Below are 16,549 nucleotides of genomic sequence, written 5' to 3'. Positions count from 1 at the left end.
AAAGAGAACTGACATGAATAAATACAAAATCGATACAGATAAAATGAAACCTCGCTACATATATACCTATGCGTGTCATGAGACCGAGCGTGAATTGTGTCTTTTGGAACTAAAGTGCTTGTTCGGTCAACAGCCTGTGCATAGTTCCATGCTGTCGTCCCATCTTCGGCGGGAGCCAGGGATCAGCCCGTTTATCCATCTTCGTCTGGATATCATCATCGAGGCGGACACGCTGGAGGAGCTATGCGAGGCAGCTTCCATGTTACAGCTTGAGGAAGGAAAGACCTTTAAGGTGCTGTGCCTTAAAGAAGGGGACAATGAGGCTGATTATGACGAGCGGCGCGGGATAGAACGCCGGATTGGTGCACGTATTCAGGGGCAGGCGCAAATGAAGACACCGGATGTAATCCTAGGAGTCATACGATTAGGAGAACGATGGCTAATGGGCATATGCGAGTATAGCGACAGGTCGTGGCAGGAACGTCGTCAGAAGCCGCAAAACTATTCTACTGGACTACCCGTTCTGGTAGCCAGAGCACTTGTGAATTTGGCAGCAACGGATCTAACTGCATCTAAGGGAAAGTCAGACTCCTTGAAACTGCTGGACCCGTGTTGTGGGATGGGCAATGTAATGATTGAGGCATTGAGTATGGGCAAGGATATTCGCGGCTGTGATATCAACCCATTGGCGGTGCGTGGGGCACGAGTGAATTTACGCCATTATGGATATGAAGAAGATCTGGTGAAACTGGGGGATATGAACATGCTCACAGGTAATTATGATGCAGCTATATTGGATATGCCTTATAACCTGTGCTCCGTGCTCCCTGCTGACGAACAAAAAAAGATGCTGTGCAGTCTGAGACGCCTGGCCGCGCGGACAGTGATTGTGAGCACGGAGCCGATGGCAACATTGCTATCCGAGTCAGGCTGGACCGTTATGGAGCAATGCCGTATCTATAAGACAGGTATGAGTCGGGAAATCTGGATCTGTAAGTAGCTTGTTAATACTGAGTTTTGTAGTTAACCAAATTCAGCGGCAGCTTCTGACCAGTAGCATAGGCTTTCAAATTAGTGAGAAAAATATCTACCGCTCGTTCAGCATATCGGTTTGTATCCCCTGCAATATGCGGCGTAATCAGGACATGCTCTAGGCCCCATAGTGGATGTGACGCAGGTAGCGGTTCTTCCTCGAATACATCCAGTCCGGCAAAGGCAATATGTTTTTGTTCCAGCGAGCGTACCAGCGCATCTGTATGAACAGTCTTGCCGCGACCGACATTAATGAAGAAGGCGCCTTTACGCATCGCTGCAAATGCTTTTTCGTCAAAGAAGTGATGGGTCTCTTCAGTGAATGGCAAAATATTAACCACAATATCCGCAACGCCCAATGCTTCATGTAGTTGTTCGTTTGTGTACATGTGTTCTACATGGGGAGCTTCCTTGCCGGAACGGCGAACCCCGATCACTCGCATGCCAAAGGCTTCTGCAATCCGAGCTGTTTCACGGCCAATTTCGCCAACGCCTGTAATCAACAGCGTTTTGCCACGTAATTCCGTCAGTTGACCTTCCGGTGGCTGCCATGTTTTCTGACGCTGCAAGAGAGCCGCTTGCTGTAAATAACGGGTATGCGATAGCAGCATTCCAAAGATCTGCTCTGTAATTGGAATCGCATGTACACCACTCGTATTCGTGAGTGCAATGTTGCGCTTTTCCAGTTTGGTAAGCGGGAGCTTATCAATCCCAGCCGACCAGGTTTGTATCCACTTTAGCTTGCTGTCTGGATGTAATGCTTCCTCGGCAATATGCTTGGACCAGCCTAGAATAACCTCGGCCTCACGGATCTGTTCAGTCTCCAATTCCTGGGCTTTGCCAATAATCAACTCGTAGCCTGGAGCCGCTGCACGAACCTGTTTTTTTTGATCATCCGTCAATTGATGTAAACTTAAAATGCTTCCCATGATTCATAGCCTCCTCGATGTTTGATTCCTTGGAGTTTCCAATATATTCTGGCGAACCATCCCTTCAAGGATAACAGATTGTCGGAAAATTTGCATAAGATGGGTAGAAACAAGCCCGCGGTGTCATCATATTTAACAACAAGTGGCTTTACCCTGATTGGGGACCAACCAAACAGCTACTTTTTGGGATATCCACGGGATATTCATTAAGAAAGGAGAAGAGGTAGATGAAAAATGAATCGCAAAGACTCTTTACAGCGATAGCTCTCCCGGACCAGCACAAGAAGAAGTTACGTCATTGGGTAGAGCAGGATTTGAGTAATTTGTCTTTCCGCAAATGGAGTGACTTCAGAGATTACCACGTGACACTTCAGTTTCTGGGTGATGTGGCGAATTCGGTTATTCCAAAACTTGAGCAGGCTCTAGTTCATGCTGCAGCTGAGCATCGCCCGTTCACGCTTGGCATGGGTGAAGCAGGCTTTTTTGGACGCGAAGATTTTCCGCGTGTACTATGGAGGGGAGTGACCGGGCAGCGAGAGTCACTGGATCAGCTGTACCAGTCCATACTTCGAGCTACCGAACCGCTGGGTTTTAAACCCGAGGAACGACCTTATCGACCTCATATCACTGTAGCACGTTCATATACAGGAGGGGAGCCTGTTTCAGCGTCTGTGTGGCAGTCAGATGACCGAAGCGGCGAGCCTTGGGAAGTGGGAGAATTTGTATTATATGCAACCCGAATGGGACAAAAACCAATGTACCAAATAATTCAAACATTCCCATTAATGAGGTGAAACCCTTGATCTATCAGCGAATTTAGTGATATAGTGTTTCAGCGTTATTCAAAAAGCGCATTTTGGGTTACATATCTGAGGAATGTGCTTAAAGTTAACGGGAGGAACATTATGGAAATCGTTAAAGAACATCGTTGGTTTGCACCTCTTTTGAGTGTGCTGCTTGTTTGTATATTGGGGATAGGCCTCTACGCTGAGGTTCAGCAAACACAGAATAATCATAAAAATGCACCTATGCAATCTCTGAGCTGGTCAGGGAACACTTCGGTTCCTACATATGGCGACAGGATGGGGACCCATAACGGGTCAAACAGGACAAGCCCCATCTTTGTCGCTGCTCATGGGCAGCCAAGCTGGAAAGAAATCATGCCGACTCCGTTACCCGCTTCCCAGATGAAGCAGGTGGAACAAGCTCGGAATAACGCTGTTACAGGCAAGAAAAAGCCTGAGGTCCAGCATAGCAAGTCCGCAATCCTAACCCCTCCTACAACCATCTACTTTACGAAGACAAAAATGCTCACTCAGGATGACAAGGCGTTGTCTACCTGGAGCTATCCTGTCTCCGCTAAAGAACTGCTCCTGCTGCAAAAAATAGTGATGGCAGAAGCAGAAGGCGAACCGTACGAAGGCAAAGTGGCAGTTGCCAACGTTGTCTTAAACCGGCTGCGGTCAGCCTCATTTCCCGATACGATTCAGGCAGTGATTTATCAAAAAGCGCAATTTAGTCCGGTTGCGAACGGGCGTCTTCGTCGTGTTCAGCCTAACCAGGACTGCATACGTGCAGTTACGGCCGCTTTGAATGGCCATAAAGCCGTGCCTGATAACACCTGTTTTTTCCTTTCGCTTACGTTGGCCCAGGACCTTACGGTTCATCATTCGCGTACCAAGGTGAAAACTATCGGTCATCATACCTTTTATAAATGAGCATTTAGTATAAATCCCATGAGCGACAAATAACAGCCCTTTCTAAACAACAGGGTTCAGCTTTGTGAGCGTATTTTATGTGCGCAGGTGAAGCCGGTATGCAAAAGAGGTATAATTAGGTAAAGGAAAGTAACCTAAATAATGAAAGTGACAAAGGAGGCGTAAATGTTATGAAAATCACATATTATGGACATTCAGTTGTGTTGGTGGAGGCAGAGGGGAAGCGGATTATTATCGATCCTTTTTTGACGGGGAATTCTAAAGCAACCGTACAGGCCGAAGATATTCAGGTGGATGCAGTACTGTTGACACACGGTCACGCCGATCATTTTGGTGATGCAGTTGAAATTGCCAAGCGCAATGATTGCCCTGTAATCGCGGTGGCGGAACTGGCTGAATATTGTGCATCCTTGGGAACGAAAGCTCACGGTATGAATCTGGGTGGTGGTCACCAATTTGACGGTTTTCATGTGAAATTTACGCTGGCGTTTCACAGCTCCTCTTTGACAGTGGACGGACAAACCATCTACATGGGAGAGCCAGCAGGTATCTTATTGACTATGGGGGGCAAAACATTTTTCCATGCAGGGGATACCGGCTTGTTTGGCGATATGCGTCTCATTGGAGAAACCAACTCCATCGATGCCGCAGTATTGCCGATCGGAGATGGTTATACAATGGGACCGGAGGATGCTTTGCTGGCAGCGAAATGGCTACGGGCAAGCCGCGTGATACCGGTGCATTACAATACTTTTCCCGGCATAGAGCAGGATGGAGACGGCTTCTGTGACCGTCTTCATAAAGAAGGTATTGAAGGGAAAGCATTGAAGCCAGGCGAAAGTCTCGAATTTTAATACGGTTTATCGATTTGCGGGAATGTACATGATGGTCCGTATGTATATTAAACTCCTTTGTCAGCCTTTTCTGTTCCTTGGGAATAGAAAAGGCTGACTTTTTTAATGAATATTTATACATAAAAATGATATATTTTTGCATTGGTACGTTGAAGCTGTAATGTAAAAGATTTATTATCACAACCATAAAAACTTTGAATTGCTAACACAATAGGTCAATGATAAAATGATAGAACTAATTAGATTCATCAGTGGAATCGACGTGTTTTTCAAGTCAAGCCATTGCATAATTATTGAAAAACATACGCATTCGGCGGACCGTACCGCCTTGAATACGTCTTATGTTTTTTGTCCCCCATTCCTCGTAGTTGTTCTTTGATTTACCTCTTGTTGCCACTGTCTTCTATTCGGCCGCCTGTATTTCAGGCCAGCATGACTTTATAACAGAAAGGTTGCGTTCCATGAGACAGACAGGTTTACCACCCAAACAGGGACTATATGATCCCCAATTCGAAAAAGACGCCTGCGGCATGGGCTTTGTTGCCCACATCAAGGGAAAACCATCGCACGATATTGTAAGTCAGGCTTTGACCATGCTCGTAAACATGGAGCATCGGGGCGGTCAGGGAAGTGAACCAAACTCCGGTGACGGAGCAGGGATCATGATTCAGGTTCCGCATCTGTTTTTTCAAGAGGAAGCGGAGCGATTGGGCTTCAAATTGCCAAAGGCCGGACAATATGGCGTGGGTATGCTTTTTGTATCCAATGATCCAAAAGTTCGTGAGCTGCATGAGCAAAAGCTTAGAGAAATCATTGTGGACGAGGGCCAGAACTGTCTGGGCTTTCGCGATGTACCAACGTATGACGAAATGCTGGGTAAATCGGCAAAAGCAGCTAAACCTGGCGTACGTCAGGTGTTCATCGGCCGCAGTAGCGATTTGAAGGAAGAACTGGATTTTGAACGGAAACTGTATGTCATTCGTAAACGTGCAGAGCTTGCTATTCGCTATAACCAAGAGGATATGAATGGTGAGTCGTTCTATATTCCAAGTTTGTCATGTCGCAAGGTTGTATACAAAGGAATGCTGACAACCGAGCAGGTAGGTAAATTTTATCTGGATTTGCAGGATGAGCGGGTGACATCGGCGATCGCGCTGGTCCATTCCCGTTTTAGTACGAATACGTTCCCGAGCTGGGACCGTGCGCATCCTTATCGTTTTATGATTCACAACGGTGAAATTAATACCATGCGTGGTAACGTAAACTGGATGCATGCGCGTCAGGCACAGTTTGAAAGTGAAGCGTTTGGCAACGATATCAAGAAGGTTAAACCTGTCATCAACCCAGATGGCTCGGATACAGCTATGTTTGATAATACGCTGGAATTTCTGTATCTGAGTGGACGTTCGCTTCCTCATGTAGCCATGATGATGGTACCTGAGCCTTGGAACAAGCATGAGACCATGGACCCGAAGAAGCGGGCATTTTATGAATATCATAGCACCATGATGGAGCCGTGGGACGGACCTGCTGCGATGGCGTTTACAGACGGTATCCAAATCGGGGCGATTCTTGACCGCAACGGCCTGCGTCCTGCACGTTACTATGTGACCAAGGACGATCTGATTGCACTGTCATCTGAGGCGGGCGTATTGGATATTGCTCCTGAAAATGTGCTTTATAAGGATCGTCTCCGTCCAGGGCGTATGCTCCTGGTGGATACCCAAGAAGGCCGCATCGTTTCTGATGAAGAGTTAAAGGAACGTATCGCATCCGAAGAACCTTATCAGCAGTGGCTGGATGAGCATTTGATTGATCTGGATGATCTGCCTGAAGCACTGGAGCAGCCAGAGCCGAAACATGAAAATGTAAATCAGTTGCAGCTCGCTTTTGGATATACGTTTGAAGAGCTACGCAAGCTTCTGGAGCCGATGGCACTTACAGGTGCGGAACCGATTGGCTCAATGGGGTATGATGCTCCATTGGCGGTATTGTCTGACCGTCCGCAACGTTTGTACAATTACTTTAAACAAATGTTTGCTCAGGTTACCAACCCGCCGATTGACGCCATTCGTGAAGAAATAGTGACGTCAACTGCAACGACGATTGGACCAGAGCGAAATTTACTGCACCCAGAACCGGAAAGCTGTCGCCAGATTCGGTTGGATTCGCCGGTGCTGTCGAATGAAGAGTTTGCTAAAATTCGTCACGTACACCGTCCAGGCTTCAAATCCATGACCATTCCGATCTTCTTTGAAGCAAAAGAAGGTGCTGAGGGCTTATACAAGGCGCTGGAAGGACTGTTTGAGGCGGCTGACCGTGTCATTGACAAAGGTCATAACATTCTGATTCTGTCTGACCGTGGAGTGGACGCAGAAAATGCAGCCATTCCGGCGTTGCTAGCTGTCTCCAGCCTTCATCACCATCTGATTAAGCAGGGTACACGCACACGTGTGAGCATTTTGCTGGAATCCGGGGAGCCAAGAGATATTCACCATTATGCGGTGCTTTTGGGCTACGGTGTGAGCGCGGTTAATCCGTATCTGGCGTTTGAAACGCTGGATGTCATGATTCAACAGGGTTTGCTGCGCGGCATCTCGCACGAAAAAGCAGTTAAAAATTATATTAAAGCGGCAACCAAGGGCGTTGTTAAAATATTGTCCAAAATGGGTATTTCCACGATTCAGTCGTACCGTGGAGCGCAAATTTTCGAGGCTGTAGGTTTGAAGCAGGAGTTTGTTGATCGTTATTTCACCTGGACACCTTCCCGCATTGGCGGTATTGGTCTGGAGGAAGTGACGATGGAAGCGCTGGCCCACCATAACCGTGCTTTCACTGATAAGGACGGCAATGATAAGGTGCTTGATTCGGGCGGTGAATACCAATGGCGCAACGATGGAGAAGAGCATTTGTTTAACCCGCAAACGGTGCATTTGCTCCAGCAATCGGTTCGCTCGGGAGACTACGAGCTTTACAAGAAGTACACCAAGCTGGTACAGGGTGAATCTGAACAACATTTGACGATTCGCTCCATGCTTCAGTTGAAGCCTGCTGGTGAGCCTGTGCCGCTGGATGAAGTGGAATCTGCTGCATCGATTATGCGTCGCTTTAAAACAGGAGCTATGTCTTTCGGCTCCATTAGCCAGGAAGCGCATGAAGATTTGGCGATTGCGATGAATCGGATCGGTGGCAAGAGCAACACGGGTGAGGGCGGGGAAAACCCTGCGCGTTTCATCCCGGATGCTAATGGTGATTCACGTCGCAGTTCGATCAAGCAGGTGGCATCTGGCCGATTTGGTGTCACGTCGAACTACTTGGTGAATGCTGACGAAATTCAGATTAAAATGGCGCAAGGCGCGAAGCCGGGCGAAGGTGGGCAACTACCAGGACGCAAGGTGTATCCTTGGGTCGCCGAGGTACGCGGTTCAACGCCAGGAGTAGGCCTGATTTCGCCACCACCGCATCACGATATTTATTCTATCGAGGATTTGGCAGAGCTCATCTATGATCTTAAAAACGCCAATCCACGTGCTGATATTAACGTAAAGCTGGTATCAGAGGTAGGTGTAGGCACGATTGCTACAGGGGTAGCCAAAGGCCGTGCTGACATTATTCTGGTCAGCGGTTATGACGGTGGTACAGGCGCTTCCCCGCAAGGCTCCATCCGCCATGCGGGTATGCCTTGGGAGCTGGGGCTGGCTGAGACGCATCAGACGCTCATGCTGAACAACCTGCGCGACCGCGTGGTACTGGAGACAGACGGTAAGATGCTGTCTGGACGTGATTTGGTCGTAGCTGCCCTGTTGGGTGCGGAAGAATACGGCTTCTCCACAGCGCCGCTCGTAGCGTTGGGCTGTATTATGATGCGGGTATGCCAAATGGATACCTGTCCGGTTGGTGTGGCTACGCAGAATCCAGAGTTGCGCAAAAATTATATGGGTGATCCAGCCCATGTGGTGAATTTTATGCGTTTCATCGCAGAAGATGTCCGTGAAATTATGGCGGAGCTGGGATTCCGCACGATTCAGGAAATGATTGGCCGTACGGATTGTCTGGATACCGTGAACGCCGATTCACATTGGAAGAAGAAGGGCGTAGATCTGAGCTTGCTACTGCATGTTCCTGAGTTGGAAGATGGAAGTGTACGTTACCGCGTACAGCGCCAAAACCACGGTCTGGAAGAAACACTTGATATGCAGAAGCTCTTACCGATGGCTGCGGAAGCACTGGAGAGCGGAACGCCTGTGGAGGGTACCTTGCCTATTACTAACGTGAATCGGGCGGTAGGTACGATTCTGGGCAGCGAGGTTACACGTAAGTATGGAGCGGCAGGTCTGCCTGAGGATACGATTCGCTTTAACTTCATTGGATCGGCAGGTCAGAGCTTCGGAGCCTTTATTCCGAAAGGTATCACGTTGAGCGTCGAAGGCGATAGCAATGACTATGTCGGTAAAGGGCTATCTGGCGGTAAAGTTATTGTAAAGAAATCTCACAAAGCGACCTTTAAGGCTGAAGAGAACATTATTATCGGAAATACAGCCTTGTATGGAGCGACCAGTGGTGAAGCTTATATTAACGGAATCGCAGGCGAGCGCTTTGCCGTTCGGAATTCCGGCGCACGTATTGTTGTTGAGGGCGTTGGTGATCATGGCTGCGAATACATGACGGGCGGACGTGTAGCTGTATTGGGTGGAACCGGACGGAACTTTGGAGCCGGGATGTCCGGAGGTATTGCATACGTCTATGATCCTGAAGGAACGTTCCTGAGCCGTTGTAATCTGGAGATGGTGTTGCTGGAAGATGTGGAGGACCCTGCAGAAGCAGCGGATTTGCGCGGCTTAATTCAGCGCCATGTCACTTACACGGGTAGTGAAGCAGGACAACGTATTTTGGATGAATGGCAGACTGCGATTCAGCAATTTGTACGGGTGATTCCAAAGGATTACAAGCGTATGGTTGAACAGATCCAAAAAGAAGAGGCGACCGGTTTGAGCGGGGATGAAGCTCTACTGGCAGCATTTGAAGCCAATATGCGTGAGTTGGCGCGTACCGGGGGCTAAAAAGCAGACCGCCAAATTCACTAAAAAGGACTTGCTGAATACCGCTGTTATAGTCACGGCGGTGCCAGCAAGTCCTTTTTTTAGGCTGATAAAAATGTGATTTATTACCTTGACAAACGTCATAAATTCTGACATTACCCCCAAAATGTTTTCCTGAAACGGTAAATATGTTATAAAAAGTACCAAATTTTTTGGAATGTAACCGTTTACGTAAGAGTTTATGTCTTGTTATTTATTTTTGGATTGGTTATGATTTTTTTAGAGTACGCAAACAAACCTAATATGCCCATCGTCCCTTCAAAACACAGAATAGGGTGACAGGATGAAGTTGAAGAAGTCAGCAGAAGACAAAATGATTTTTTTATACCGTTATGTATCATTATCTTTAACATCACTTGTTTTTCTGTTCGAAACATCTAGATTAATGGTATGGCAAAAGCTATTACTGATTGTTTTTCTATTTTTATCCGTTACAGCATTTACTTGGATTTACCGTAAATACAGACTTCATGATATGGTATTGAAATGCAGTATTGCACTAGAAACCGCAGGGATCATTTTGCTGTTATTCCCGACCGGAGGGATCAATAGCCCGTTCAAATGGTATGTGATTACCCCCATGCTGGTAGCTTGTGCTCATCTATCTATGAGGTACAGCTGGACGCTCCTACTTTCTTATATCGGTTTGGTGCTCACATTTTGTTATATCTTTTTTACACCAGGTCAATATTTTTTGTGGGATCTTATATTGCAGAACATTAATCTGTTTCTGGTATTGATCGTAACCACTATGGCAATGCAGGTTATTCGCGTCATGAAGGACGAACTGAAGGTGGCTAAAGAACAAGCCAATGAGACGATGGATCATATCAAGTCGATTTACCACATCATGGAGACGACCAGCCATAATGAGGCATTAAATCTAGGTCAGGTCATCTCGGATTACACTATCAAGTTAACCAAGCAGAGCCGTGCATTTTTCTGGCTGGATAGTCAGGAGGAAGATGCGCCGGCAAGCAGCCAGACAGGCTGGACGGTAGAGGAAGAGGAACAGCTATTCGAGGAACTGGAGAATTACCGGGAGGAGTTCAGGGAAGAGCGCGAACCGTTTTTCAGACATCTACCGGAATGGGGCGACTTTCTCATGATCACCGTACCGATGACGACCCGCTTTGTAGCGACAATTGGTCTCAAGCTGGGACCGGATCAAAGTTTGACGGGGAGACGCTGGCTCGTACAACAACTGATATTCTTGGCTGAGCTGAGTGCTGTGTTTTTGGAACGCTATGAGCTGGAGCGTATTGAGAATCAGTTGATTGTGACGAATGAGCAGAACCGGATTGCAAATGAAATGCATGACAATGTTTCACAAAGTCTTTTTGGTATTGTGTATGCAACGCATTCTCTCCGGCAGACTTGGTGCCATCAGCCTAAGGAGCAGGTGGAGGAACAAATTGATTTAATTCAGCAATCGGCCAACCAAGCGGTTAGAGAGCTGAAGGGGGCAATTCATAGTCTAAGCTCGAAAAAAAGCGGAGGATCAACTTGGTTGGGGACGGTGAAAAGTCATCTGCATACACTCTCCAAGCTGAACCATGTACAAATTGATTTTGACATTCATGGTGATCATTATTCACTTCCGTATTTGTACCAAAAGGCTTTGTTCCGCATCATTTCCGAAGCGGCGGGGAACGCAATCCGTCATGGATTGGCCAAGCGAATTGATGTGAAGTTAAAATTGACGCCCCAAGTGATTAGACTGTCTATTCATGACGACGGAGTAGGGTTTGAGACGGCGAGAATGGTAGCAGGAGGTGAGGCGGTCAGTGCAGGCGGGGGCCTGGGCATGATGAATATGGAATATTTAGCTCAATCGATGGGAGGCGAATTTGATATTTCAAGTCGAATCGGAGAGGGAACACAGATCCGATTGTCCATTCCGGTAAATGCTTATGAATGAGGATTTTACAAAATCCTTGAATACAATGTGTGAACATTCTGCAATACAAAATCTGCGGTAACAATCGGATACATAGGGATTATGCAAATCCTGAACTGTAGACAGGAGGCCGAATCATGAAAATTGTCATTGTCGATGATCATCCTTTAGTACGGAAAGGACTCGCTGCGGTTATATCCATGCAGCCCAATGTTCAGTTCGCGGGAGAGGCCCAGAATCAACAGGAAGCACTTGCGGTGATCGAGGAAACGGATCCGGATTTGGTGCTGCTGGATTTGAAATTAGCTGATGAATCAGGTCTGGATATTATCAAGATAGCGCGCGGACGCGGGTTCAGAAGCAAATTTATTTTGCTGACCTCTTCTGCAACACGTGAAGATTTTCTGAAAGCGGAGGAAGCCTCTGTGGACGGTTACGTGCTTAAGGAGGCTTTGCCTGAGGAACTAATTTACGCGATTCATCTTGTCAACAAAGGACGCAAATATTATGATCCGGCTATTCTCGAAAATAAGCTGCGTGAAGATGCTGGCAATCTCACGGACGACCTGACACCCAAGGAAAAGGAAGTGCTGGTGGAGCTGGGACAAGGGGCTTGCAATCGTGAAATAGCATCCCGGTTATTTATCAGTGAGTTCACCGTCAAAAAGCATGTCAGTCAGATCTTGGCCAAGCTGCGACTGGCAGATCGTACGCAGGCAGCATTATATGCCAATGCGATTGGTCTAGCGAAGTACGAGCCAACCAATATGATGATGCGCTAACCCCATAAGCTACGCAGTAGTTTCAATATGCGAGTGGTATAGAGAAATCCTCAAAATCACCAACTTTGGTGGTTTTGAGGATTTTTTCTTGTGTATTTACCATAATCGACAAAGTATGGTACAAAAGTATACCATGCCGTGTCCAAAAGTATACATCCCCCTTCCTCTGTAGTGAGGGAGAAAGTGCCGTTCGGTTCCATGTCGTTAATACAACGGATTGTTACAATTAGATCATACTTAAAATAAGAAGAGAAATTGTATGGGAGGGAGGATTTTTGTGGAGAAAACCATTTTGGATTATCTAGTCCTGATCAAAAAAAGATTGTGGCTGATTGCGATTTTTGTCATTCTCTCATGTGTAACGACTTACATTGTGAGCGACAATGTCGTAAAGCCAGTCTACTCCGCTTCAAGCCAACTGCTGGTTAATCATATTTCCGCCAAGCAGGGGAGTAACAATCTGAATGACGTCAACACAAGTCTTAATTTGGTGGAAAGCTACAAGCAAATTCTCACTTCACCTAAAATTATGGACGCTGTGGTAGCGACTCATCCTGAGTTCAATTTGACGTCGCAAAAGTTGGCAGAGAAGCTGCAAATTAAATCCTCGGATAAAAGTCAGGTAATCGGCTTGACGTTTGAGGCAGGGAATTATCCCCAGGCCGCAGCGGTTGTAAACGCAGTAACCCAGAAATTCGTGCAGACGGTTCCGGGATTGATGGAATTAAATAATGTGAAAATTTTAAATGAAGCGGATCCGCAAGCCAATCCTGATCCGATTAATGGGAATCCGCTCATGAATATTGCGATTAGTTTTCTCGTATCGCTGATGATTGCGCTGGGCACGATTGTGTTCCTGGAAAGCATTAACGGCACGCTGCGCACGGAAAAAGAAGCGGATGCAGACATCGGCATTCCGGTAATTGCATCGATTCCCGTCATTCGCAAGAAGGACATCGATGGAGTGGCCGGAAATTCCAAAGAACGGGTAGGGGAGCGTAAATATGCTGCGATTGAATGACATGTTGATTACAGAAAGTAATCCATCATCGTATATCTCGGAATCATTTCGATCCCTCCGTACATACATCCGGCAGCAGGTGGTCGGGCAAAAGGACCGTGGGACGGTTCTTTTGTTAACCTCGCCGGAAAGCGGAGCGGGGAAAACAACAATGATCGCCAACATCGGAGTTTCCTTTGCTCAAGAAGGCAAGAAGGTGGCTCTGGTGGATTGCAATCTGCATAAACCAGCGCTGCACGAGATATTCGGAATGGAGAATACCGGAGGTCTATCGGCTTATTTGCGCGGTGGGGCTTCTTCCAAATCTATCGTTAGGCATGGTGGGCTGGAACTATCGGTTGTTCCTGGTGGGGACAGTCTGTATAACGCAGCAGATCTGCTCGGTAGCGAACGTATGGCAGAGCTGTTGGAAGAACTCAAACGTGAATATGACATCATATTACTCGATTCGGCGCCAGCGCTGAATTATACGGATGCTCGCCTGATTGCAGGCTTGACGGATGGTGTGATTCTCGTTGCCAAACATGGCCGGACCAAACGGGAAGATCTACGCAAAACGAAGCAACTCATGGAGCAGGCTAGCGCGACGCTGGTTGGAATTGTGATGAATCAGGTGAAGTAAGCAACACCAAAATTCGATGAAGCAAGGAGAATGAGTGCGATGATGAAAAAAGTGAAAAAGGCCATTATTCCAGCAGCAGGATTGGGAACGCGCTTCCTCCCTGCCACCAAAGCAATGCCTAAGGAAATGCTCCCGATTATCAATAAGCCTACGATTCAATATATCGTGGAAGAAGCGATTGCTTCTGGTATCGAGGACATCATTATCGTTACGGGTAAAGGTAAACGTGCCATTGAGGACCACTTTGACAACGCATTTGAGCTGGAATCCAAACTGCTCGAGGACGGTAAGCTGAAGCTTCTGGAGGAAGTACAGCGTTCTTCAGGCGTGGAAATTCATTACATTCGCCAGAAAGAACCCAAAGGTCTTGGACATGCGGTATGGTGCGCAAGACGCTTTATCGGGGACGAGCCATTTGGTGTGCTGCTGGGCGACGATATCGTAACAGGTCAAAAACCTTGCCTGCGCCAGCTGATGGATCAATATGAGGAAACACAAAACTCTGTGATCGGTGTGCAGCGGGTACCACAGGAATTCACGAACCGGTATGGCATCATTGAACCGGACCAACAGGACGGACGATTGTACCGAGTGAATAATTTTATTGAAAAACCGGCTCCAGGCACAGCCCCATCCGATTTGGCTATTATGGGTCGCTATGTGTTCTCGCCGAAAATTTTCAAATATCTTGATCTTCAGGAAAAAGGAGCTGGCGGCGAAATTCAGTTGACGGATGCGATCCAAAAGCTGAATCAGAGTGAACGTGTGTACGCCTACGACTTTGAAGGCACGCGTTATGACGTAGGTGAACGTCTTGGATATATTTTAACCACTCTTGAATTTGCACTTGCCAGCGATGATTTGAAGTATCCGGTTATGGAGGCCATGAATGAATGGCTGAAAAAAACCGAGAAAGCAACCACAGCGGGTTGAGAGGAGGTACGTCAGCATGAGCATGGAAAATTTACCGGAGGATGGCGAGGCTGTCATGTCAGGTAAAGCGTTTTACATGCCATACGGAAATACACAAATTCAGGATAAAACGTCCTACCTGGTCACAAAACGCCTCCTTGATATGCTGCTGTCTTTCGTGGGCTTAATCGTATTGCTTCCATTGTTTGCAGTGGTGGCCATTCTGATTAAGCTCGAAGACCCAAAGGGAAGTGTGTTTTTCAAGCAAACTCGGGTGGGCAAGAATGAGAAGTTATTCGATATGTATAAATTCCGTTCAATGGTGTCCAATGCCGAGGAACTGAAAAAGGACCTGATGGAGCTGAATGAAGTGAGCGGCGCCATGTTCAAAATTAAAAACGATCCTCGGATCACGAAAATTGGCAGTTTTCTGCGCAAGACGAGTATTGATGAGATTCCGCAGCTGTGGAATGTGTTGGTTGGAGACATGACTTTAGTCGGTCCGCGTCCGCCGTTGCCCAGCGAGGTTGAGCAATACTCCGATTATGACAAGCAGCGCCTGATTGTAACACCGGGATGTACGGGTTACTGGCAGGTGAGCGCACGTAACAGTGTAGGCTTCGAAGAAATGGTGCAAATGGATTTGAAGTATATTCATGTTCGCAATACGTGGCTCGATCTGAAAATCATCATGAAAACAGGCGTTAAAATGCTGTTCTCCAAGGATGCTTACTGATGGATGCATTTAAGCGATGTCCCGCAGTGTCCGTCGTTATTTGCACCTATAACCGGGCGGACCTGCTGGAGAAAACGTTAATGTCTCTACTGAAGCTGGAAGACCTTGCACTGGCTGAGATCATTGTGGTCGATAACCGATCCACCGATCATACAGCAGCGACGATCAAAAGATTCACCGTTGCGCATGGTCAGCATATTCATCTTCGGTATCATTATGAGCGCGAACAAGGACTGTCTGCCGCTCGTAATGCCGGCATTACGTTATCAAAAGCAGACGTCATTGCTTTTCTGGATGATGATGCAATTCCGTGTGTTACATGGCTGCAAACGATTATGTCGGCCTTTGGGAACAATCCCGAGCTGACGGCTATGGGTGGGAAGATTGATCCTAAGTTTGAGACGGAACGGCCGAACTGGTTGACAGGGCCGCTTGAACTGCCTTACACGATTATTGATCTGGGGAAATCCGTTCGGGAATATCCAGCGGGCCTGAATCCATTTGGAGCGAATATGGCTATGCGCAAAACGGCTTTCGCCGCCGTCATGTTCCCGCTTCACTTGGGCAGAAAGGGAGATATCCTACTATCTGGTGAAGAATCGTGGGTATTCGAGCAAATCCGTAAAAATGGTGGAACGATTATGTATCATCCGCACATGGCTGTAGAACATTTTGTTCCGGCTTCACGCTTAACGAGAGAATGGATTTTGAATCGCTACTATTGTCAGGGCATGTCTAATGCTGCTCAAGCTACAGGTCTGCGCGGCAACGCGGTGCTGATGGCAAAAGTGGCAGCCAAAGTGTTATACATCACGGTGGATTCCCTGCTGGCACGTACTGAGGGCAGGAAGCTGTTGAACCGGTGCAGGCTTGAAAATATCCGCGGAACGCTGGATACACTGCGCAACCGGAAAAGCGAGTCAGCTGCGGGGTGAAAGATTGAA

The 16,549-nt window shown here is 47.3% G+C and carries 13 protein-coding genes; 12 read left to right on the top strand and 1 reads right to left on the bottom strand.

Going from position 1 to position 16,549, the window contains the following annotated elements; genetic code table 11:
* The first annotated feature begins 13 nt into the window (after positions 1–13).
* Complete coding sequence (locus G7035_RS02780) at positions 14–1,000, top strand: restriction endonuclease subunit M (protein WP_019686399.1); 987 nt, start codon at positions 14–16, stop codon at positions 998–1,000.
* A 4-nt stretch (positions 1,001–1,004) separates the two neighbouring features.
* Here G7035_RS02780 and G7035_RS02775 read toward each other — a convergent pair whose 3' ends face one another.
* Positions 1,005–1,961, bottom strand: coding sequence for a D-2-hydroxyacid dehydrogenase (locus G7035_RS02775; protein WP_019686400.1), 957 nt, complete (start codon positions 1,959–1,961; stop codon positions 1,005–1,007).
* A gap of 227 nt (positions 1,962–2,188) precedes the next feature.
* On the opposite strand from G7035_RS02775, the gene thpR reads away from it, so the two are divergent.
* The 11 genes from thpR to G7035_RS02720 all read left to right on the top strand — a co-directional run bounded on the left by thpR (position 2,189) and on the right by G7035_RS02720 (position 16,540).
* Complete coding sequence (thpR, locus tag G7035_RS02770; RefSeq protein WP_019686401.1) at positions 2,189–2,755, top strand: RNA 2',3'-cyclic phosphodiesterase; 567 nt, start codon at positions 2,189–2,191, stop codon at positions 2,753–2,755.
* A 111-nt stretch (positions 2,756–2,866) separates the two neighbouring features.
* Positions 2,867–3,679: a cell wall hydrolase gene (locus G7035_RS02765; protein WP_016821264.1), complete on the top strand. Its 813-nt coding sequence runs from the start codon at positions 2,867–2,869 to the stop codon at positions 3,677–3,679.
* Between the two features lie 170 nt (positions 3,680–3,849).
* Entirely contained in the window at positions 3,850–4,533 is a 684-nt protein-coding gene (locus G7035_RS02760) for a metal-dependent hydrolase (protein ID WP_019686402.1), read from the top strand.
* 461 nt (positions 4,534–4,994) lie between these two features.
* Positions 4,995–9,593: a glutamate synthase large subunit gene (gltB, locus tag G7035_RS02755; RefSeq protein WP_019686403.1), complete on the top strand. Its 4,599-nt coding sequence runs from the start codon at positions 4,995–4,997 to the stop codon at positions 9,591–9,593.
* Positions 9,594–9,915: 322 nt separating this feature from the next.
* Positions 9,916–11,553 carry a sensor histidine kinase gene (locus tag G7035_RS02750; protein ID WP_019686404.1) on the top strand — a complete coding sequence of 546 codons (1,638 nt, stop codon included), beginning with the start codon at positions 9,916–9,918 and terminating at the stop codon, positions 11,551–11,553.
* Positions 11,554–11,669: 116 nt separating this feature from the next.
* Positions 11,670–12,314: a response regulator gene (locus G7035_RS02745; protein WP_013369811.1), complete on the top strand. Its 645-nt coding sequence runs from the start codon at positions 11,670–11,672 to the stop codon at positions 12,312–12,314.
* A gap of 277 nt (positions 12,315–12,591) precedes the next feature.
* A complete protein-coding gene (locus tag G7035_RS02740) occupies positions 12,592–13,335 on the top strand; it encodes a YveK family protein (protein WP_013369812.1) in 744 nt (247 codons plus the stop codon).
* The gene (locus G7035_RS02735) at positions 13,319–13,957 is read left to right on the top strand and encodes a CpsD/CapB family tyrosine-protein kinase (RefSeq protein WP_016821260.1); all 639 of its coding nucleotides are present in this window, start codon (positions 13,319–13,321) and stop codon (positions 13,955–13,957) included. The genes G7035_RS02740 and G7035_RS02735 overlap by 17 nt, the downstream gene beginning before the upstream one ends.
* 42 nt (positions 13,958–13,999) lie before the next feature.
* Positions 14,000–14,890: a UTP--glucose-1-phosphate uridylyltransferase GalU gene (galU, locus tag G7035_RS02730; RefSeq protein WP_025364257.1), complete on the top strand. Its 891-nt coding sequence runs from the start codon at positions 14,000–14,002 to the stop codon at positions 14,888–14,890.
* Positions 14,891–14,906: 16 nt separating this feature from the next.
* Positions 14,907–15,605, top strand: coding sequence for a sugar transferase (locus tag G7035_RS02725; RefSeq protein WP_013369815.1), 699 nt, complete (start codon positions 14,907–14,909; stop codon positions 15,603–15,605).
* Positions 15,605–16,540 carry a glycosyltransferase gene (locus G7035_RS02720; RefSeq protein WP_019686405.1) on the top strand — a complete coding sequence of 312 codons (936 nt, stop codon included), beginning with the start codon at positions 15,605–15,607 and terminating at the stop codon, positions 16,538–16,540. Before G7035_RS02725 ends, G7035_RS02720 begins: the two co-directional genes overlap by 1 nt.
* The last annotated feature ends 9 nt before the right edge of the window (positions 16,541–16,549 follow it).

It is taken from the genome of Paenibacillus polymyxa (assembly GCF_015710975.1).
Classification (GTDB): domain Bacteria; phylum Bacillota; class Bacilli; order Paenibacillales; family Paenibacillaceae; genus Paenibacillus; species Paenibacillus polymyxa.
This window is presented reverse-complemented; position numbering and strand designations above follow the sequence as displayed.

What these genes read in the sequence shown, in the direction of transcription:
- G7035_RS02780 (WP_019686399.1), top strand. Translation starts at nt 14, where the DNA reads ATGAATAAATACAAAATCGATACAGATAAAATGAAACCTCGCTACATA.
- G7035_RS02775 (WP_019686400.1), bottom strand. Translation starts at nt 1,961, where the DNA reads ATGGGAAGCATTTTAAGTTTACATCAATTGACGGATGATCAAAAAAAA.
- thpR (WP_019686401.1), top strand. Translation starts at nt 2,189, where the DNA reads ATGAAAAATGAATCGCAAAGACTCTTTACAGCGATAGCTCTCCCGGAC.
- G7035_RS02765 (WP_016821264.1), top strand. Translation starts at nt 2,867, where the DNA reads ATGGAAATCGTTAAAGAACATCGTTGGTTTGCACCTCTTTTGAGTGTG.
- G7035_RS02760 (WP_019686402.1), top strand. Translation starts at nt 3,850, where the DNA reads ATGAAAATCACATATTATGGACATTCAGTTGTGTTGGTGGAGGCAGAG.
- gltB (WP_019686403.1), top strand. Translation starts at nt 4,995, where the DNA reads ATGAGACAGACAGGTTTACCACCCAAACAGGGACTATATGATCCCCAA.
- G7035_RS02750 (WP_019686404.1), top strand. Translation starts at nt 9,916, where the DNA reads ATGAAGTTGAAGAAGTCAGCAGAAGACAAAATGATTTTTTTATACCGT.
- G7035_RS02745 (WP_013369811.1), top strand. Translation starts at nt 11,670, where the DNA reads ATGAAAATTGTCATTGTCGATGATCATCCTTTAGTACGGAAAGGACTC.
- G7035_RS02735 (WP_016821260.1), top strand. Translation starts at nt 13,319, where the DNA reads ATGCTGCGATTGAATGACATGTTGATTACAGAAAGTAATCCATCATCG.
- galU (WP_025364257.1), top strand. Translation starts at nt 14,000, where the DNA reads ATGAAAAAAGTGAAAAAGGCCATTATTCCAGCAGCAGGATTGGGAACG.
- G7035_RS02725 (WP_013369815.1), top strand. Translation starts at nt 14,907, where the DNA reads ATGAGCATGGAAAATTTACCGGAGGATGGCGAGGCTGTCATGTCAGGT.
- G7035_RS02720 (WP_019686405.1), top strand. Translation starts at nt 15,605, where the DNA reads ATGGATGCATTTAAGCGATGTCCCGCAGTGTCCGTCGTTATTTGCACC.